This window comes from Microbacterium sp. APC 3901 (assembly GCF_030407765.1).
Taxonomy (GTDB): domain Bacteria; phylum Actinomycetota; class Actinomycetes; order Actinomycetales; family Microbacteriaceae; genus Microbacterium.
In genome coordinates, this window is the sequence record NZ_JASDCU010000006.1 from 124407 (window position 1) to 144497 (window position 20091).

Annotated in this window: 17 protein-coding genes; 11 read left to right on the top strand and 6 right to left on the bottom strand. The window is 66.9% G+C overall.

What is annotated here, in order from left to right:
• Nucleotides 1–55: 55 nt before the first annotated feature.
• Complete coding sequence (gene uxaC, locus QMA07_RS07375) at nucleotides 56–1453, bottom strand: glucuronate isomerase (protein ID WP_290160908.1); 1398 nt, start codon at nucleotides 1451–1453, stop codon at nucleotides 56–58.
• 144 nt (nucleotides 1454–1597) lie between these two features.
• Here uxaC and QMA07_RS07380 point away from each other — a divergent pair, with 144 nt between their 5' ends.
• Entirely contained in the window at nucleotides 1598–2635 is a 1038-nt protein-coding gene (locus QMA07_RS07380) for a LacI family DNA-binding transcriptional regulator (protein WP_290160909.1), read from the top strand.
• Between the two features lie 48 nt (nucleotides 2636–2683).
• Here the strand turns inward: QMA07_RS07380 and QMA07_RS07385 are convergent, their stop codons facing one another.
• Nucleotides 2684–3700, bottom strand: coding sequence for an SMP-30/gluconolactonase/LRE family protein (locus QMA07_RS07385; protein ID WP_290160910.1), 1017 nt, complete (start codon nucleotides 3698–3700; stop codon nucleotides 2684–2686).
• A complete protein-coding gene (locus tag QMA07_RS07390) occupies nucleotides 3697–5541 on the bottom strand; it encodes an NAD(P)/FAD-dependent oxidoreductase (RefSeq protein WP_290160911.1) in 1845 nt (614 codons plus the stop codon). The genes QMA07_RS07385 and QMA07_RS07390 overlap by 4 nt, the downstream gene beginning before the upstream one ends.
• A gap of 164 nt (nucleotides 5542–5705) precedes the next feature.
• On the opposite strand from QMA07_RS07390, the gene QMA07_RS07395 reads away from it, so the two are divergent.
• Nucleotides 5706–6167 carry a MarR family transcriptional regulator gene (locus QMA07_RS07395; RefSeq protein WP_290160912.1) on the top strand — a complete coding sequence of 154 codons (462 nt, stop codon included), beginning with the start codon at nucleotides 5706–5708 and terminating at the stop codon, nucleotides 6165–6167.
• Nucleotides 6168–6176: 9 nt separating this feature from the next.
• Here the strand turns inward: QMA07_RS07395 and QMA07_RS07400 are convergent, their stop codons facing one another.
• Together QMA07_RS07400 and QMA07_RS07405 are read right to left on the bottom strand one after the other, a co-directional pair.
• Nucleotides 6177–8861, bottom strand: coding sequence for a family 78 glycoside hydrolase catalytic domain (locus QMA07_RS07400; protein WP_290160913.1), 2685 nt, complete (start codon nucleotides 8859–8861; stop codon nucleotides 6177–6179).
• Between the two features lies 1 nt (nucleotide 8862).
• A complete protein-coding gene (locus tag QMA07_RS07405; RefSeq protein ID WP_290160914.1) occupies nucleotides 8863–10215 on the bottom strand; it encodes an MFS transporter in 1353 nt (450 codons plus the stop codon).
• A 150-nt stretch (nucleotides 10216–10365) separates the two neighbouring features.
• Between QMA07_RS07405 and QMA07_RS07410 the strand changes: the two genes are divergently transcribed.
• Together QMA07_RS07410 and QMA07_RS07415 are read left to right on the top strand one after the other, a co-directional pair.
• Nucleotides 10366–10998: a TetR/AcrR family transcriptional regulator gene (locus tag QMA07_RS07410; RefSeq protein WP_290160915.1), complete on the top strand. Its 633-nt coding sequence runs from the start codon at nucleotides 10366–10368 to the stop codon at nucleotides 10996–10998.
• Entirely contained in the window at nucleotides 10995–11870 is an 876-nt protein-coding gene (locus tag QMA07_RS07415) for a TIM barrel protein (protein WP_290160916.1), read from the top strand. The genes QMA07_RS07410 and QMA07_RS07415 overlap by 4 nt, the downstream gene beginning before the upstream one ends.
• Before the next feature lie 448 nt (nucleotides 11871–12318).
• Here QMA07_RS07415 and QMA07_RS07420 read toward each other — a convergent pair whose 3' ends face one another.
• A complete protein-coding gene (locus QMA07_RS07420) occupies nucleotides 12319–13182 on the bottom strand; it encodes a hypothetical protein (protein WP_290160917.1) in 864 nt (287 codons plus the stop codon).
• Nucleotides 13183–13694: 512 nt separating this feature from the next.
• Between QMA07_RS07420 and QMA07_RS07425 the strand changes: the two genes are divergently transcribed.
• From QMA07_RS07425 to QMA07_RS07455, 7 genes are all read left to right on the top strand, one after another.
• Nucleotides 13695–13997: a hypothetical protein gene (locus tag QMA07_RS07425; RefSeq protein ID WP_290160918.1), complete on the top strand. Its 303-nt coding sequence runs from the start codon at nucleotides 13695–13697 to the stop codon at nucleotides 13995–13997.
• 111 nt (nucleotides 13998–14108) lie between these two features.
• Nucleotides 14109–14732, top strand: coding sequence for a GntR family transcriptional regulator (locus QMA07_RS07430; protein ID WP_290160919.1), 624 nt, complete (start codon nucleotides 14109–14111; stop codon nucleotides 14730–14732).
• 315 nt (nucleotides 14733–15047) lie between these two features.
• Nucleotides 15048–15968, top strand: coding sequence for an AEC family transporter (locus tag QMA07_RS07435; RefSeq protein WP_290160920.1), 921 nt, complete (start codon nucleotides 15048–15050; stop codon nucleotides 15966–15968).
• Between the two features lie 56 nt (nucleotides 15969–16024).
• Complete coding sequence (locus QMA07_RS07440; protein WP_290160921.1) at nucleotides 16025–16528, top strand: hypothetical protein; 504 nt, start codon at nucleotides 16025–16027, stop codon at nucleotides 16526–16528.
• Between the two features lie 168 nt (nucleotides 16529–16696).
• Complete coding sequence (locus QMA07_RS07445) at nucleotides 16697–18115, top strand: cell division initiation protein (RefSeq protein ID WP_290160922.1); 1419 nt, start codon at nucleotides 16697–16699, stop codon at nucleotides 18113–18115.
• Between the two features lie 146 nt (nucleotides 18116–18261).
• Nucleotides 18262–19167: an ABC transporter ATP-binding protein gene (locus tag QMA07_RS07450; protein ID WP_290160923.1), complete on the top strand. Its 906-nt coding sequence runs from the start codon at nucleotides 18262–18264 to the stop codon at nucleotides 19165–19167.
• Nucleotides 19164–19997, top strand: a complete 834-nt coding sequence (locus QMA07_RS07455) for an ABC transporter permease (RefSeq protein ID WP_290160924.1) — start codon at nucleotides 19164–19166, stop codon at nucleotides 19995–19997. The genes QMA07_RS07450 and QMA07_RS07455 overlap by 4 nt, the downstream gene beginning before the upstream one ends.
• Nucleotides 19998–20091: the final 94 nt, after the last annotated feature.

Genomic DNA, 20091 nt, shown 5'->3' on the forward strand with positions numbered 1-20091 from the left:
TGCACGATCCGCACGGGCGGTGCCGGGGACGTACGCACCCCGAGTGTCCCCCCGCTCACAGCTTGAACACCCGCTTCGGCTGCGGACCGACGATGTCGTCGATGATCGCGGACGCCGACTCCTCGCTCACCCGGCCTTCGACCACAAGGCGGGCCAGGAATGCGGCATCCGCACGGCGCGCGGTGTCGTGCCGGGCCGGGATCGACAGGAAGGCGCGAGTGTCGTCGATGAAACCCGACCCCCGTGAGAATCCTGCGGTCTCGGTCACTGCCGACCGGAATCGGGCCATGGCGTCGGGTGCGTCGAGGAACCACCACGGAGCCCCGATGTAGACGCTCGGATAGAAGCCCGCGAGCGGCGCGACCTCCCGCGAGTAGACGGTCTCGTCGACCGCGAAAAGCACGAGGTGCAGGTCGCGCTCGAGCCCGAACCGCTCGAGCAGCGGTCGCAGACCGCCGACGAAGTCGGTGCGCCGGGGAATGTCGTGGCCCGTGTCGGGCCCGAACCTGCCGGAGGTCGCCGTGTTGTGGTTGCGGACGACCCCGGCGTGAACCGTCATGACCAGCCCGTCGTCGACACTCATCCGGGCCATCTGCAGCAGCATGTGCGCGCGGAACGCGTGGCGATCGGCGGCATCCGCATCCCCGGCCATCACTCGGGCGAACAGCGCCTGCCCCTCGGCGGCATCCAGATCGAGAGTGTCGGGCACCTCGACACCGTGGTCGGCCGAGACCGCGCCGTGTTCGATGAAGTACCGCCTGCGCTGTTCGAGCGCTGCGAGGTAGCCGGCGAAGGTGCCCGTCTGCCCCGTGGTCTCGAGCAGGCGTCGGACGTTCTCGGCGAAGCCCACGGCGTCCGGGTCGAGGTAGCGGTCGGGCCGGAACGTGGGCACGACCCTGCCGACCGAACCCTCAGCGGCGAGCGCCGCGTGCCCTGCAAGGTCGTCGAGCGGATCGTCGGTCGTCGCGAGCACCTCGATGCCGAAGCTGTCGAAGAGGGCGCGTGGGCGCATGCCCGGCTCGAGGAGCTTGGCGGCGATGTGATCGTACGCATCGTCCGCGGTGGCGGCGGTGAGCGGCATCCGCAGATCGAGCACGTTCTCGAGCGACTCGGTCAGCCAGTACCCCGACGCCGTGCCTGCGAACAGCGGCCAGCGCTCGGCGAACAGCCGCCACACCTCTCGCGGGTCCGCCGACGGTCCTCCGACGCCGAGCTCATCGAGTCCCACGCCCGAGGCATGCAGCAGCCGGGTGACGTAATGGTCGTGCGTGATCAGCAGCGATGCCGGGTCGGCGAAAGGGCGATCGTCGACGAGCCACTCCACCGGCACGTGGCCGTGCGGCGAGACGATGGGCGCAGTTGAGACGCTCTCGTACAGGGATCGTGCGACGGAGCGCGTCGCCGGGTCGGCGGGAAGCAGGCGGTCGCGGTCGCGGCGTTGCGGCTGGAGCATTCCTCTATCAGACCGGTTCCCATCAATTTTGTCAATCGGTTGCCAAAAGCGTTGCTGTCCCGCCGACATACCCCGACGAGACGGCTGGCGTACGATCGGGGAACCGGATGCCGGTCGCAGCGAGGGGAACCGCACACCATGTCGATGGACGATCCGACCACACCCGACGAGGCGCCTGGCAGCGGAGGCACCTCTGCCCGCCGAGCGACCATCTACGACATCGCGCAGCGGGTCGGCCTCAATCCCTCGACGGTCTCCCGCGCTCTGAACAAGCCGGGTCGCACGAACGCGGCAACCGAGGAGAGGATCCGCGCGGCGGCCGCAGAGCTCGGCTACCGCGTCAACCCGATGGCGAGAGCTCTTCCCACCGGCCGGTCGGGCACCTTCGCGATCGTGCTCCCTGACATCACGAACCCGGTGCACTTCGAACTGATCCGGGGCGCTGAGCAGGTCGCCCGCGCCGGCGGCTTCACGCTGATCATCTCGGAGACGGAGGGATCGGCGGAGATCGAACGGGAGACCATCGAGGCTCTGCAGTCGTCCGTCGACGGTCTGCTCGTCGTCGCCTCGCGCCTCGACGATGCAGCCCTCGCAGACCTGGCTCGCGTGAAGCCGATCGTGGCGGCCAACCACTCGGCGCCGTCGCTGCCGAGCGTGATCCCCGACCTGGCGATGGGACTGACCGCTGCCATGGATCACCTCCGCGATCTCGGACATCGATCCGTGGCCTACCTCGGTCTGAGCGGCCTGCAGATCAATCGCTCCCGTTGGGAGCTCACGCTCGACCTGGCGATGTCGCGCGACATCTCCCTGGTGGAGATCGCCGTGGAGGCCCCGACCGTAGAGGCAGGGGCGGATGCGCTGCGACGCGTGCGCGCCAGCGGCGTGACCGCCGTTCTGGCCTACAACGACCTGGTCGCTCACGGTCTGCTCCGAGCGGCCCGCGGTGCCGGCCTCACTCTGCCCGATGCGTTCAGCGTGATCGGGTTCGACGACATCTTCAGCGCCGAACTCGCCGTGCCGTCGCTGACGACACTCCGCTCTCCGCTGCGGGAGATCGGCACGAATGCCATGGAGACACTCATCGACCCCGAGCGGAATCGCGTCCCGTCGAAGGTCGTCCTCCCTCTCGATCTCGTCGTGCGCGAGTCAACCGCACGACTCGTCGAGCGACCTCAGTAGGGACGAAGCGCCCCACCCATCAGCGACGGATGGGACGCTCGCGGCCCCTCACCCACCGTTCGACTGGCGGATGCCCTCTCCGTAGGCCTCGAAGGTGTGCACGAATCCCCCGCCGGGACCACTGACCACGAGGTATCCGTCCGTCGTCCCCGGCGCAATCGCGATGTTCGTCGCCGACTCGAGTCCCTCGCCCGGCACGCGGATCGTGCCGATCTGCTCGCCGGTCTTCGCGAACACAACGATCTCGGCCTTCTCGTGGAACATCTGATAGATGTTCCCCTCGGCGTCGACCGCGGTCGAGTCGATGCGTCCGATCCCGCCGTCGACGTGGATCGCGGGATACGCCGAGACGACCCGGGTGCACGTCTCGTCGAGGGCGAAGTAGTCGATCCGGTTCGCGTTGTACTGCGCGACCCAGAGCCCGGCATCCTCCTCGTCGAAGACGATGCCGTTCGGGGAGGGAAGGTCGCCCGCGAGGGTCGACGCCTGCCCGTCGGTGCCGACCCTCACCACACGCCCCGGGGTCTCCCATCCGGGGCCGTCCATGCCGCGGGTGTCGGTCACGAACATCGTGCCGTCGGGATGGAACGCGATGTCGTCGGGCAGCATCGCGATGCCGTCGACGTCGCCCGAGAAGTGCACCTGCGGGTCTTCTCCGTCAGCCGTGATGCTCATGACACCACCGCCGAGGAAGTCGGTGAGGTACAGGCGACCGTCACTCGGGTGGAACTGCGCCGAGGTGAACGCGCTCGTCTCATCGGTGAAGACCTGATCGACCGTGCGCTCGTCGACGTCGACGCGCAGGATCTTCGCCTCCCCGGCGGGCGCCATCACGTCGACCATGAACAGCGACCCGTCGTCGTGAAAAGTCGGCCCCTCGAGCAGCGTCCCTCCGGTGAGCTCATGCGGCTCCGTCACCTGGAGCAGCTCCTCCGAGCGCTGTTCCGCAGCGGGCCCGTCCGATGGAGCGTCGGTCTGCGCCGCATCCGGATTGGCGGGCGCACACCCCACCAACAGGGCCACCACCCCGACCGCGCCTGCCGCAGTCGCCAGCGCCGCCCTCACGCCGAGACTCCGATCTCTGCCGACTCACGCACGCGTTCGTCCGCATCGTCGACCACGAGCAGCTCCGCCATGTCTCCCTCTCGCCACTCGCGCAGGAGTCTGTGGAAGGCCACCGGCCCCGGAGAGTACGTGAGTCCGCCGATCGTGCGCGATCCCTCACCGTTGTAGTAGCCCGGCGTGCACTGGGCCTGGAAGTCCGAGACATCCCGCGACGTCTCGACGACCGTGCGGCACCAGGCATCCTCCGCCTCAGCGGTCGGTTCGATGCGGCGGGCGCCGACCCGCTCGGCCCGCTCGATCACCGCGGTGATGTGCGCCGCCTGCTCCTGCAGGATGTGCACGAAGTTCACCGAGTTCGCGTTCTGCATCGGGCCGAGCTGGAACAGGTTCGGGAACCCGTGGGTGGTGAATCCGTGCAGCGTGCGCGGGCCCATCCCCCAGGCCTCGAGAAGGGCTCGACCTCCCCGCCCGGACACGGGCAGGGTTCCCGACACCACGCCCGACACTCCGACATCGAACCCGGTGGCGAAGATGATGCAGTCCACCTCGTACTCCGCCTCACCCACCACGATCGACGTCTCGGTGAGCGCGGTGATGCCGTGCGTGTCGGCCGTGTCGACGAGGGTCACGTTCGGGCGGTTGAACGCCTGCAGGTAGAGATCGCTGAACCCCGGCCGCTTGCACATGTATCGGTACCAGGGCTTGAGGGCGTCTGCGGTGGCCGAGTCGTCGACGATCTCATCGACCCGGGCGCGCAGGCCATCCATCTTCGCCGCGTCATCGAGCTCTTCCTGCAGCACGCGGTCCTGCTCCGATACAGAGCCGTCGACACTGCCGGAGAGGATGCTCCGCTGTAGCCGGTGCGTCGAGGTCCACCCGTCCTGCACGAGCGATTCGACGGGCTCGCCGGCCAGCACCTCGAGGAAGTTGTCCATCCGCTCGCGCTGCCAGCCAGGAGAGAGCGTCGCCGCCCATGCGGGATCCGTCGGACGGTTGTCGCGCACGTCGACCGTCGAGGGCGTGCGCTGGAAGACCAGCAGCTCACTCGCGTGCTCGGCGAGGTGCGGGATCACCTGCAGCCCGGTCGCACCGGTGCCGACGACCGCGACGCGCTTGTCGGCGAGCTTCGTCAGGTCCCCCTCGGCGGATCCGCCGGTGTACGCGTAGTCCCACCGGCTGGTGTGGAAGGTGTGCCCGGTGAAGCGCTCGATGCCGGGGATGCCGGGGAGCTTCGGCTGCGTCAAGGTGCCGGAGGAGGTGATCACGTACCGCGCGCGGAACACGTCGCCGCGGTCGGTCTCGACGACCCACTCCGCCGCCGCTTCGTCCCACGTGAGCCCGGTCGCCCGGGTGTGCCCGACGAAATCGCGGTAGAGGTCGTAGTGCTCCGCGATGCGCACGGCGTGCTGACGGATCTCCTCGCCCGGCGCATAGCGCCTGCTCGGGACATATCCGGTCTCTTCGAGGAGCGGCATGTAGACGTACGATTCGATGTCGCAGTGGATGCCGGGGTATCGGTTCCAGTACCAGGTTCCACCGACGTCACCCGCCTCGTCCATGAGGCGAACGGAGTCGATGCCGGCGTCTCGCAGCCCCGCACCGGTGAGCAGCCCACCGAAGCCCGCGCCGATCACGAGCGCTTCGACGCGGTCACGCAGCGGCTCCCGGTCGACCCGAGGCGTGTACGGGTCCTTGGCGTAGTAGCCGTACTCGCCGAGAGTCGACCGGTACTGGGTCGCCCCGTCGGGGCGGATGCGCCGATCGCGCTCCTGCGCGTACTTCTCCCGCAGTGCCCGCAGCCGCGCAACCTGCTCCTGGGTGGCCTGTGCCTGGTCGGTCATGGTTCCGTCCTCCTGTCGCCGGGGCTCGGGCGCAGGTCGACGCGAACTGGGGACGGCGTGAACCTGAACCCGACACGACCCCGGATCGGTTCCTTCCCAGAAGGTTAGCTTGAAGCTAACTAAATATCCCTGGGAATCGCCCCGGAGCGCGTTACGGTACTGAGGTGAGCGATGACCGGAGACGTGCGGAGGCACTGGAGAACATCGATGCCCTCACGCTGGCGGTCTCGGTGCGCTCGCTCCCCCGCATGATCGGCTCCCTGCTGAGCACGCAGCTGACGATCCAGCAGCTCAAGGTGCTCACGTCCATCGTCGTGTCCGACCACAGCACGATCAGTGGCCTCGCATCGTCGTTCGAGGTGTCTCTCGCCACGATGTCGAAGCTCGTCGAGCGGCTCGTCGACCAGGGGCTCGTCGAGCGACTCACGGATGCCGTCGACCAGCGCGTGCGGCGCCTGGTGCCAACATCTCTCGGGCGAGACGTCATCGGGAAGATCATGGCGGCCCGACCGGAGATGGGAGCGGACATCCTCGACGGACTGACGATCGACGAACTGGAATCGCTCGCCGTCGGCCTGCGCGCGATCAATCGACAGCTGCAGGCCGCGGCGACACACGACGACTGATCAGCGCCCTCAGCGAGCCGCGGCGAGACCGCCCGAGCCCGTGAACGCACCGGACTCGGCGACCCGCGTCGTCCCGTCGGGGAAGACCACGGTCGCGCGGCTCCCTGCCGGGATGTCGGCCTCGACCACCAGCGCGTCCCCGTCGATCCGCCACTCCACACGGATCCGCCCCTGCGGGGAGTCGAGGTGCCCCTTCGCCCAGCTGACCCCTCCACCGGGAAGCGGAGCGATCGTGAACGACTCCCAGGCGATCGACGCCGGATCCTGTCGGAGCCCGAGGGTATGGGTATGCAGGAAGCGGATGACCGCGCCCTTGCTGTAGTGGTTCAGTGACTCATGGGCGACACCTTCGCCGTCGATGCCTTCCCAGTCCTCCCAGACCGTCGTCGCACCCCTGTCGATCATGTACATCCATGAGGGTGCGCTCCGCTGGAAGAGCAGGTCATAGGCGACATCCGCATGCCCGCTGTCGGCGAGCACCGGCAGCAGGTCTCCCGTCGAGAGGAATCCGGTGCCGAGATGGGTGCCGGCGTCGCGGATGAGTTCGACGAGGCGCTGCGCGGCGGCCGCACGAAGCGACTCGGGCATGAGACCGAACGAGAGTGCCCGCACATATGCGGCCTGAGTGTCCTGCACCGTACGCCCGTCGTCCGTGACGAACTCGGAGCGCCACGCATCGAGCACGCGCTCGGCGATCGCGGCATACTTCGCCGATTCCTCCGTTCGGCCGAGCACGGCCGCGGCATCCGCGAGGATCCGAGTCGAGCGATACAGGTAGGCGGTGCCCACCTCTCCCTTGTCGGCCATGAACCAGGCCATCGGGTTCGTCTTGATCGGGTCGAGTCGAGACCCGTCCTCCGCCTTGGCGACGGGCTCGGTCCACTCCCCCCAGTGAAACGTGCCGTCCCACAGATACTCCTCGTGCGGCAGCGGCTCAGCCGAACGCTCGACGCGAGAATGATGCCGATTCGCGCGCGCGGCCCCGAGCTCCCACTCCACCCACCGCACCATCGCGTCCCAGTTCTCTTCGAGAACGCGAACGTCGCCGTACGCGGAGTACATCTCCCAGGGGACGAAGGTGATCGCATCACCCCACCCGGAGGAACCCGTCATCATGGCGAACTGGTCGTCGAGCTTGTGTTTGATGCGACGGCCGTCGGGCGAGAAGTTCGCGATACGACCGTCGTCGAGCTGATCGTCACGCACCGACTGCAGCCACTTGCGAGTGAACCCGAGCACGTCGTACAGGCGCGCTGCGGTCGGCGCGAACACCTGATAGTCGCCCGTCCACGCCAGACGCTCACGGGTCGGGCAGTCGGTCGGCACATCCACCGCATTGCCGCGGAAGCTCCAGTCGGCGATGTCGTGCAGCCGGTTGAGGTCGGGATCACTCGACTCGAACGATGCGGTGCGACGCAGATCCGTCTGCACGACCTGCATCTGCGCGGACGCCGGGTCGAACGAAGCGCCGTGGCGCGTGATCCTGGCGAACTGGAAACCGTGAACCGTATGACGCGGCTCGAAGATCTCTCCGCCTCCCGCGGAGACCACTTCGTCGTGCTGCACGAAGACGACGTCGGGCTCCCCCGGTTTGGTGGAATCGAGATGAGAAGTGTCGAGATCGCCATCCGGCCCCACGTACTCGCCGTAGTCGACGACGGTGCGGATGCCCGCAGAACCCAGATCCGCCAGCCGCAGCCAGCCGGAGGCGTTCTGACCGAAGTCGAGCACCCAGGTGTCGTCCGCGAGGCGGTTCGCGTTCACCGCGTCGCGCGTCTCGACCACCCGGATGGGCGGAGCCGGCGACCAGGAGATCGGCGGACCTTCGACCGCGCCGACGATCACGGCTTCCGCAGACCCGGCATCCGCACGGAAGTCGGTCGTCTGCCCGTCCATCAGGTCGGCGCGAATCACTCTGGACCGAGCGCTGGTCCAGTCTCCGTCGGTGCGGATCACCGGTCGCGAGCCGTCGGAGAGCTCGAGGTGCAGTTCAGCTCGCGCTGCGAGAGTGGTGCCCCACCCGGCCGGCAGACGGAACGCCCCGACCTGCCCGCGGTACCAGCCGTCGGAGAGCTCGACCTCGAGCGCGTTCGCGCCATCGCTCAGCATGCGTGTCACGTCGGCAGCCTGGGCGTAGAGGGTGCGGTCGTAGGACGTCGACCCCGGCGACAGCTCGGCCGTGCCGACCCGCTCGCCGTTGATGCGAGCGTCGTAGACGCCGAGTGCAGTCGAGTACAGCCGCGCCGAGACGATGCCACTGGCGTCGAACGTGTGAGCGAGCGTGTGTGCACCCCGCGCGCCGTATCCGGGGTCGTCGAGCTCGACCGGGCTGATCCACTCGGCGGTCCAGTCCGCGTCGAGCAGTCCGCACTCGAAGGATGCCCAGTCCGACCATTCCGAGAGCGTGTCGCCGCCCACAGCGCGCACCCGCCATCGCGCCCGCTGACCGCTGGACAAGGGGCGCCACGGCCACGCGATGAAGAGGTGTGCGCCGGACTCGAGGGACACCGGGGCCTGACGTTCGCCGTCGACGACCGCCTCGAGCTCGAACCCGGTCTCCGCGCCCGCCCCGATCGGAACGGTGAACGACAGCCGGGGCGTTGCCTCCGAGACGGTGAACTCGTCGCCCCCGCTGTCGATTCGCAGGTCGTACGGCGCAGTGGGCACGGATGCCGGGTTCGATGCGAGCGTCATCTCAACGCACTCCCTTGACCTTGAACATGATGATCAGACCGCCGATGAGGGCGAACACCGCACCGATGAGGTACAGCAGCGTGTAGTTCTTCTCCGCTCCCACGGCGCCGATCGTGATGATCAGCGGAGCGATCAGCGGGGCGATCGCACTGGGGATCTTCTGGGCAAAAGCGACGACGGCCATGTAGCGGCCGGACTCCGCCCGATCGGGGATGATCGCGTAGACGATGGCCTGGTCGACGGTGGCGAACACCGCGATCGCGAGCTGCATGAGCACGGCGCCGATGATCAGCTGCGGCAGCGACCATGCGAAGGCCTCGGCGAGCGCGCCGCCGATGAAGATGAACGCCGCGATCAGCACGAAGAGGCGACGTCGCTTGAGCTTGTCCGAGAGGAAGCCTCCGAGCAGCGCACCGCCGGCCGCGGCGACGACTCCGAGCATGCCGACGGTGGCGACGACGCCCGCGACCTCGCGCACCGGCAAGTCGAGACGCTGGGCATAGAAGAACGTGCCGAAGGTCGTGTTGAAGTACAGGCCGATGAAGAACACCATGCGGCCGACCCAGTTCCAGGCGAAGTCCGGATACTTGCGAGCGTTGAAGCCGTAGCCCGCGATGACCTTCTTGAGCGTGACGCTCGAGTCGACGACCAGGTCCTTCGAGCTGCCCTCCTTCTTGAAGGTCGGGAGCAGGACGAGCAGGACCACGCCGATCACGGCGGGAACGAAGAACACCAGGAAGGTGCTGTACGACACGGCGTAGGCGATTCCGATGCCGAGCACCGGCGCGACCTGCGTCATCAGACCGGTCAAGGCCGAGACCTTGCCGCGCTGCTCCTCGGGCAGCTTGTCGGCCTGCAGAGTCTGGATCGCCGCGCCGGCGGTCGACCAGCCGGTCATGGCGACGACCCAGCCGGCACCGACGAGCAGCAGGTTGGGGGCGAAGCCGATGATGACCGCGCCGACGATGCCGAGCGCAGCACCGAGGAACAGGAACGGCGTGCGTCGACCGAAGCGCGACCGGGTGCGGTCGCTCCAGATGCCGATCATGGGGCTGAGCACGAGGAAGATGAGCTGCGCGGTGCCGGTGACGTAACCGAGCACCTCTTCATGCCCGGGAGCGAGCTCGGTGATGCGCAGCGCGAGGCCGTACGCGAGCGGCACCATCATCGCGATGGATGCACCGAAGTTGGCCAGCATCAGCCAGAAGATGTATCCGCCACTGACCTTGGCGGTCGGCTCGGAGCCGACGGGGGTTCCCTCCAGCGGAGTGCCGTCAGGGGTGTTCCCGCCTACCGGCTGTGCCGCAGCGATCGAGTCGATCGTGTCGCTGCGGTCGAATTCACTCTTGGTCACCTGGACTCCTTCATCGTTCAGTGATCCGCGGCGCCCTCCACTGGGCGTCCCTCGCGAGATGCGGTCGAAATCCGTTTTGGCAACCGATTGTCGATCTTGAGCGATAGTAACCACTTTGGTAACAGAAGGCAAAAGTGAGAGGGTGGGGACATGACGTCGCCGCTGACAGCCGAGCCCTCCCCGCGCCGACGAGGACCGAGTGCTTCCACCCCGGCGAGACGCGCCGAGATCGTCGAGGCCGCGCTCGCGAGCTTCGCCGAACACGGCTACGAACGGGCGTCACTGCGTGACATCGCCAGTCGCGCCGGCCTCACCCACGCGGCACTGCTGCGCCATTTCTCCGGCAAGGAGGAGCTGCTGCCCGCAGCCCTCGCCCAGCGCGAAGAGCACGAGGAAGACCTGGCCGCTCAAATCATGACGGCGCACGTGCCCGGCGAGCAGATCCTGAGCGCCGTGCTCGCCGACGAATTCGCGCACCCCGACTTCCAGCGCAACTGGATGGCGCTCACCGTAGCGGCTACGAATCCCGAGCACCCGGCCCACGAGTTCTTTCTCGGACGACGCGAGCGCATGCGGTCTCGCTTCACCGACGGCCCCCTCCCCACCAAGGAGGACGAGCTGCTGACAGCGGACGAGAAGATCACCCTCGTCCTCGCTATGGTCGACGGTCTCCGTATTCAGTCGCTACTCGACCCGTCACGAGATGCCCTCGGGCTGCTGGCGACCTTCATGAAGCTCATCGCCGCACAGCCGCCGGCCGCGTCGTCGGCGGGCGGCGCGTGAGCGAGCGCCCACTCAAGGCGATCCAGCAGATCCAACTCGGCACCGTGCTGTCGACCGAGCGGCAGGCACGCGAGACGCTGGCGATGCTCGAACGTGCCGGCTTCGAGGGCATCGAGCTGAACGGCTTCATGACCCGCCAGACACCTCTGTTCGTTCGGGCGCTCACGAGAGCATCCGGGATGCCGGTCGGCCGCGGCGGACGGCTCGATTGGCCCGAGCTCATTCGCAGCACGTCGCTGAAGGTCGTCGGCCTCCACGAAGACCTCGGCACTGTCGAGCGCGAGCCGGATGCCGTGATCTCACGCGCGTCGAGCCTCGACACATCTCACGTCGTCATCACCGGGATGCATCGGTTCGATTACACCGACGAGGCACAGGTGCGAGATCTCGCCCTGCGCCTCAACGCCGCGGGGCGAGTACTCGCCGCGGGCGGCGTCTCCCTGCTCTACCACAATCACAATGTCGAGTTCCGTCGCCTGCCATCGGACCGCACGGCATTCTCCGTCCTCATCGCCGAGGCCGATCCGGCCGCCGTCAACTTCGAATTCGACTGCTATTGGCCGACTGCGGCAGGGGTAGACGCCCTTGCACTCATGCGCGAACTCGGCGAGCGGGTCGTGCTGTGCCACATCACCGACCGCGGCACCCGCCGGCGAGGATCATCGCTGACCCCGATCGACAAGGCGGATGCCGTCGAGCTCGGCCTCGGGAACATGGACATCCCCGCGTTCATCGAGCAGGCGAAACGTGCGGGAACACGGGCTGTGATCCTCGAGACGCACCGCAATTGGATCGAAGGGTCGCCGATCAGGAGCTTCGAGACGAGCGCGAAGGTGCTCAATCGCCATCTCGGACAGCATTCGCCCCGTTGACCGGCAGCGTCACCGGTTCCGCCGAGGCAGAATCAGCGGTCGCCGGGGATGACTGAGTGATGCTCGCCGAACCAGGGAGATCTGCACCACAAATGCACCACGACCCACCCCTAGACACGGAAAAACCCCCGATTTCTCGGGGGTTTCCATGGCGGTGACGGTGGGATTTGAACCCATTGCCTTCGACGCTAATCGAAAACTGACTACGCCCACGGCGCTCGGCGGCCCCCGCATGTAATCGTTACGCGGTCCGGCGGAGGGCACGCTCCTGAACGTATCGCTCGCGAACTTCGAGACTCCGACGGGATGGCTCGGTTCGGACTGAGTACCGCTGCGATAGACGCTCGGCGTTGCGCTGAACCTGAGCGTCAACGCGATTGCGAGCGGCTTCGTCGGTCCGATTCCCACTCATCATGACCTCCTTGCTCGATGTACCCACACCGTAGCGCTAACTTGAGACATTTCCATGACGGGCTTGCTGAGAGTTCATGGACGTCGGACCCTTGATCACCGTAATCACCAGCGCCATAGTTCTAGCCATGGCCAGCACAGCAGCTCTCTGGGGACCGCCGATGGCGCCCGCGGAGGCGTTGTTAACGCTCAACAACCCGAGCTGAACCGACTTTGCCTTGACCGGCACGGTGTAGAACGTGTCGTATTTTTTCTTCTTCCAGTCGACCCCGTAGACCTCGTCCGGAGCGTTGCACACTTCCGGTTCCTCGTCAGCGCGATCGAGTAGCGTCCAGATGGTGTTCTGCGGGTCTTCTCGCTCCACGAAGGGGCGATCTGGCCTGTCGTAGCGACCATGCTCCGTTCCGTGCACGGCGCTGTCCAAAATACGTTGTCCGCCGCCTTCTCGTCGCATCGTGTAATAGGTAGCTCTACTACCATCGCCCACCGCGCTCGCGGCCTGGCGAGCGACTGTGCGTCGAAGCGCCTTCGCTTGCTCATCGCGGGCACGCCCCGTGAGGAAGGCCACCTCGATTGCTTCGCTAAGCACGACGTTCAGGTCGTCAATAGCCTTCTCTGCAGACCGCTCGCTCTCTAGAAACTTCAGAGTCGAAACCTTCTGGTCGTACCGATCGGCAAACTTGTCGCCAAGGATCGCGACAGCAGCCGCAACACCAGCGAGCACACGCACCCAGTGCCAGCCCGGATCTGCCCAGATGAGCGGACCAAAAACCGCAACAACGGCACCCACGAAAGTAGTGAGTGTGAAAACCTGGAAGCGCTTCAGCTTCGAAAGCAGCGGACCGACTGCGTGGAGGAAAGCCCCCATCGGCTCACCGCTCTGTGAGTTACTCGGCGACATGAGGCAATCGTGGCAGACATCCGACACTACTCCGAACATCGCACCGCCAGAGCTCTCGGAAGGAACGCGCTGACTAGGTTGCGCGCCTCGGGACCGCACCGTCTCTCTGCCTACTGAGCACCACGAAGCGCACTCCACTGCTTTCATTCGATGCGATTCTGACTAGCCAACAACCCGCATCTATTCCGCGAATTCCCGGATATCGGCAAGTAGCCGCGAGCAACTGAAAACACATCTGACCACGTTGTTTGGTAGCCATCGGCACCCCGCGGTAAACCCTGGCAACTGCTCACTGAAAATCGTGAGGTCACGGGATCGACGCCCGTCGGAGCCACAAGGACCGTCGTTACAACGGTCCCAGAAACCCTCGCCTAGCTTCTACATGGCGGGGGTTTTGCTTTGCCCGGAGCGCCCCTGCGACACGGCTCACTCTCGCGCCAGGCACGCACAAGCCGCGCGGAGTCACCACGACTCGAGCCGGCTCGCCCAGCGCACTTGATACGGTCGATGACATGTTCGTCTTCGGAATCAGTGCCGCCGTCGCCGGGATCGTGATCTTCCACATCGCCCTCGGGATGACTCTGTGCGCGAACGCGACGACGCGAGTGCCCTTGGGCCGCGGTGCCCAGATCACCCCGGGCAGGTCGATCGCGCTGCGGGCCGTCGGCGCCGGTCTCATCGTGCTCGGTGGTGCGCTCGTGAGCACCGCGGGGTGGCACTGGACGATCATGGTGGTTCTGGCCGGTCCCGTCGCGGCGCTCGTCGCACTGACCCTTCACAACCGGCACGTCAGCCGCGGGTCCTCGTCGACCTGAGGGCGGCGACTTCGTCGATGCAGCTCACGAGTGCGGCTGCAGCAGAATAGACACGCACGTCACCGCTCGCCGTCGATATCCCACCCGACGTATGCGAAGTAATATATCGATATGGGACCTGATCTGCCCGTTGTGCCCGGGGCCCAGCGGAACCTGGGAGCCGAAGAGCTCTTCCGTCGTCTGGCGACGTCGATCGCCGACGGAACCTATGCGCCCGGCGCGAAACTGAGCGACAAGGCGATCGCCGACGACCTCGGCGTCACCCGCACTCCGGTCCGAGAGGCCGTGCAGCGACTCGCGCGAGCGGGGCTGATGGAAGTCCATGCGAATCGCTATTCGATGGTCACCGACATCACCGACGAGCGCTCGCGCATCACCCGCGAATTCGCCGCGTCCCAGGGCGGGGAGATCATCCGCGAGGCCGCGCTCGCACTCTCCGAAGCAGACCTCGCCATCGCGTGCGAGCTGATCGGCGACGCCATCGAGTCGGTCGAATCCGGCGAACGATGGATCGAGGCCCATGTCGAGTTGTTCGAATTCCTGACCGACCGTGCGCTGAACGATCTCTATCGACTGATGCTGAGCGACTTCTGGTACCTCGTGTTCCGCGATCTGTACCTCGGCGCGCCGCGAGTGAACACGAGGGATTCCCTCGAGGAGCTCGAGTCCGCGATGCGCGCCCGCAGCGCGAACGCCGGCGTCAAGGCCGTGCAGAGGATGCTCCGACTGAAGTAGCGGATCGACTCCGAGAAGTTGGTTCCGGTCCCCCGCGCCCGAACGGGGGGACCGGAGCAGTCGATGAGAAGGTCCGCATGCGCACCCACCCCCATGTGGGCGCTCAAGACCGAGAGACTCGAGGGCACCGTCTGGTTCGACCGACGGTCGAGCGGCAGAATGCGGCTCGTCGTGTTGCCAGCGTATTGGCGAGGCGTGTCCTGACGCTGATCGGGGCCCGACCATTGACGTGGAGGCTCTCGAACTGCTAAGCCGACATCCCGCACGCGATCGACCGGTGACGACCACCGGCTCCGGGCTGGATACGCTCGAACCATGCTCGAGACGTTCACCGGATTCGCGGTCGTGGGGGTGGCGATCGCCCTCGGGTACCTGCTCGGGCGGATCGATCTGCTCGGCCCGCACGCCCGGCATGTGCTCGGCCGCCTGATCTTCTTCGTGCTGTCGCCATTCCTGCTCTTCACCGTGCTCTCCCATGCCGATGCGAAGATGCTCTTCTCCTCGCTGCTCCCCGTCTCGGCGATAGCGGCCGTCACGATCATCGCGATCTACACGCTGGTGGCGCGACTCTGGTGGAGGCGTCCCGTCGGAGAGACGCTGATCGGCGCCCTGTCGGCGGGGCAGGTCAACTCGAACAACATCGGCATCCCGCTGTCTCTCTACCTGCTCGGCAGCGCCGCCTACCCCGCGCCGGTGGTGCTCCTGCAGCTGCTGATCTTCACGCCGGTCTCGCTGACGATCCTCGACGCCGTCACGAGCGACCGCGTCTCGCTGCGCAACACCTTCGTTCGCACGGCGACCAACCCGATCATCATCGCCTCGCTCCTCGGAACCCTCGTCTCGGTGCTGGGCATCACAGTTCCGCCCATCGTCATGGAGCCCGCGCAGCTGATCGCCGATGCTGCCGTGCCGGTGCTGCTGATCAGCTACGGCATCTCACTGCACGGCCAGCGCGTCCTCGGAGCCTCAGGACACCGCCGGGACATCATCGTCGCCACATCGCTCAAGCTCATCGCGATGCCGCTGATCGCCTGGGTCGTGGCGGAATTCGTCTTCGGGCTGTCGTCGGCCGAGGTGCTGATCGTCGTCATCCTCGCGGCGCTTCCGACCGCCCAGAACGTCTTCAACTACTCGCAGCGCTACGACATCGGCGAGACCATCTCGCGTGACACCGTGTTCCTGACCACGCTCGGCTGCCTGCCTGTGCTGATCCTCATCATGTTCCTGCTGGGTTGAATGTTCCCGCGGGGCTGAGCACCGCGGCATCCCGCTCCTCCCCGTAGGTTGGATCCGTGGACAACCCGCTCATCTACATCGCAGTGATCGGCGCGATCCTCGTGCTGGCGATCTTCCTCCCCCGCTGGGTGCGCCGCTCGACGGATGCGGCCGGCGGGAGAGCAGGGCAGCGATACGCGACGACCCGCCTCACGGGGATCCTCGACGAACTGGGCACGACGCTGGTGCTGCACACGTCAGAGACGACCGCGCGCGAGATCGTCGACGGCGTCGTGCTGCAGCAGCCACGCAAGTTCACCCGGTTCGAGGGCGGCGGCTACGGCATCCGCTTCGTCGAGCCGGATGACGCTCTCGTGCGACTCGTCGACCATGAGGACGGAGTTCGGATGGAGGTCGAGAGCATCCGCGAGTATCTGGGCGTGCCGAACACCTCGGAGTTCTGGGCAGACCTGCGCTCGGGCGTCTCCACGGCTGCCGCCGACAGGGGCATCGCGGTCTCCCCCGGACGGCCCGTCCACCACCGGCGCGACGAGGCGACCGGCACCTGGACACAGGGATAGATCGACAGCCCGTCGCGTACCGGAACATCGGGTGCATCTCACAGGCGCCGCAACTAGGCTGAGGTATTGCTGATGACGCACCGGCCTCACCACTGTCGGCCCCGCGACGGCACCATTTCTCATCACAGCCCTCAGTCCCTCTGTGACCTGCGCCGGAAAGGCCGACCAATGAGCGAATCCCCCGACAACGACCGGACTCCCGACTTCTTCGACAAGCTGATCGAAGAGACACCGCGCGAGAACCCTCGCGAGCAGTCCGGCTTCACCGCCTCCTTCCGCGGATACGACAAGGCCGAGGTCGATTCGGCTCTGAGCGCGCTGCGCAATCAACTCCAGCAGGCGAAGGCCGAGCTCGCCGCCACCGAGGCGCGCCACGAAGACACCGTCGAGGCGCTCCGCGAAGAAGAGCGCATCGCCCGCGAAGAACTCGAGGCCGAGCTTCTCGCCACCAAGGCGAAGGCCGCGGAGACCGAGCAGCAGGTGGCCACCCTGACCAACGAGCTCGTCGACACCCCGCGTGCCGACGGCCAGGAGGCACCGTCGCGTGAGCAGTTCGAGGCGATCCTCCGAGTCGCGGAAGAGCAGGCGAACGTGCTCATCCAGAATGCGGCGGTGCAGGCAGACCGCCTGATGGCCGCAGCTCGCGAAGAGGTCACCACGCAGCGTGCCGAGGCGGATGCCGATGTCACCCGCATCATCGCGCACGCTCAGCACGACGCCGACCAGGTGCGACTGAAGATCGACACCGAGTACACCGCGCACCAGGCGACGCTCGAGCGTGAGGCCGCGCACGCCGCCGAGCGGGTGCACCAGGCCACGCAGGAGGCCACCGCGATCCGCACAGAGGCCGAGAAGGGCGCCGCTGCTCTGCGCTCCCTCGTCACCCGCGAGACGACTCAGCTGCGCGCCGAGGCGGAGCGCGAGGTTCGCGAGATGAACGCCCGCGTCCTCGAGTTCGAGGAGACGCTGACCCGACGCCAGGACGACGCCCAGCAGGAGTTCCTCGTGCTGCACAACCAGGCCGTAGCCCACGCCGAGCGCATCACCAACGACGCCAACGAGCAGGTCGCCGCATCGCTCGATCACGCACAGCGCATCTCCGCGAAGGCCGACGACTACGAGCGGCTGATGCGCTCGCAGGCGCAGACCATCGAAGCGGATGCTCAGGTGCGTGCCCGCGACACACTCGACCGTGCACGTGTGAAGTCGCAGAAGATCGTCGACTCGGTGACGGGTCACACTTCTGCGGTGCTGCGGGACGCCGAGGACCAGGCGCGGCAGCTGCGCTGGCAGCAGCAGCAGCTCGCCAGCTTCATGGCCGAGGTGCGTGAGCTGATCCGCCCGGAAGGCATCTTCAGCGATCAGCAGGCAGGCGACTCCGTCGCCACGGTGGCGGACGCTGACGCTGACGTCGACCCGCTCGATGCCGAGATCGTCGAGGACGACCAGGACGAGACCGCAGAGCCCGTCGAGGAGTTCCGCGGCGACGAAGCCCTCGACGACGAGATCCTCGACGATGACGCCGAAACCATCGACGGCAAGATCACGATCGAGGTCGTCGAGACCGACGAGAAGGCCTCGCGCTGACCTCCATCGCCTGACGAACAGGGGCGTGAGCGGACACTCCGCTCACGCCCCTGTTCTGTCCGGTACGGGCATCCACCGATCGGGGGATGCCCGAGTCCGCCGTTTCACGGCTACCGCGCGAGCTCGACTACGGGCACGCTGGGAACATGACAGACAGCGTGATCGAGGTACGGGACCTCCGCAAGGACTACGGCGGGTCCGCTGCCGTGGACGGCATCACCTTCGACATCCGCAGGGGTGAGACGTTCGCTCTGCTCGGCCCGAACGGCGCGGGAAAGTCGACGACCATCGAGATCCTCGAGGGATATCGACACCGCACGTCCGGCGAGGTGCGTGTGCTCGGTGTAGACCCGCAGCGTGGCGGCCTCGACTGGAAGGCGCGCCTGGGCATCGTGCTGCAGTCGACCGGCGAAGCGGGCAACTTCACCGTGCGTGAGCTGCTCACCGAGTTCGCCGGGTACTACCCGCACCCCCGCGACATCGATGAGGTCATCGCGGCGGTGGGCCTCGAGCAGAAGCAGCGCTCCCGCGCGGGAAAGCTGTCCGGCGGCCAGCAGCGCCGCCTCGACGTCGCCCTGGGGATCATCGGTCGACCCGAGATGCTGTTCCTCGACGAACCCACCACGGGGTTCGACCCCGAGGCGCGACGCCAGTTCTGGGAACTCATCCGCTCGCTGAAAGCGGAGGGAACGAGCATCCTGCTGACCACGCACTACCTCGACGAGGCGGCTCAGCTCGGCGACCGCGCCGCGGTCATCGCAGCGGGGCGGATCGCCGCGATCGGACCGATCGACGAGATCGGCGGCCCGGACGCACGCACGCCGGTCGTGCGCTGGCGGGATGCGAAGGGCACCCGTCATGAACAGCGAACGTCGAACCCCGGAGCATTCGTCTCGGAGCTGCAGAGGACGGTCGGCGAACCGGACGCCCTGGAGGTCGTGCGCCCGACCCTCGAGGACATCTACCTCGGCCTGATCCGGGAGCACGACGCCGCATCCGCCACCGACCCCACGACAGACGCCAGCCGCACCGACCTGAAGGAGCCGGCATGAGCACCACGACCGCGCCGACGCGCTTCGGTCTCCCCCGCACCATCCGGCTCGGCGTGCGTCGCATCGGCTTCGAGCTGCGACAGTACTTCCGTGCGGGCGATCAGGTCTTCTTCACCTTCCTGTTCCCCACCGTGATGTATCTGATCTTCGCGACCATCTTCACCGGCGACGTCGGCGAGGGCGCCGACAAGGTCAGCATGGCGACCTACTACCTCCCCGGGCTCATCGCGGGTGGCATCTTCCTCTCGGGGGTGCAGGGCCTGTCGATCGAGATCGCCGTGGAGAAGAGCGACGGCACGCTGAAACGCCTCGGCAGCACCCCGATCTCGCCTGCCACCTACTTCATCGGCAAGATCGGCGAGGTCTTCGTCACAGCGATCCTGCAGATGGCGCTGCTCCTCACCGTCGCGGTCGTGCTGTACAAGGTGCAGCTGCCCTCTGATGCCGAGTCGTGGGGCCTCTTCGCCTGGGTGTTCGTGCTCGGCCTGCTCTCGTGCACGCTGCTCGGCATCGCCCTGTCGGCGCTCCCCCGTTCGGGCAAGACCGCCTCGGCGGTTGTGATCCCGGTTGTCCTGCTGCTGCAGTTCATCTCCGGTGTCTACATCGCCTTCTCGGCGCTGCCCGAGTGGCTGCAGAACGTCGCCGGCGTCTTCCCGCTCAAGTGGATCGCGCAGGGGATGCGCGCGGCGATCCTGCCCGACTCGTTCAAGGCCGCAGAACCGGGCGGCGAGTGGGCCCTCGGTCTCGTCGCGATCATGCTGGCGATCTGGCTCCTCGCAGGCTTCATCCTCAGCCGCGCGACCTTCCGGTGGATCCGACAGAGCGGATGACACCGGCACCCCTGACGCCCGGGCACCCGGTTCGACTCCTGCACGGCACCGGGCCACGCCACGGGGCGTGCGGAACAGTGGAAGAGTGGTGCGC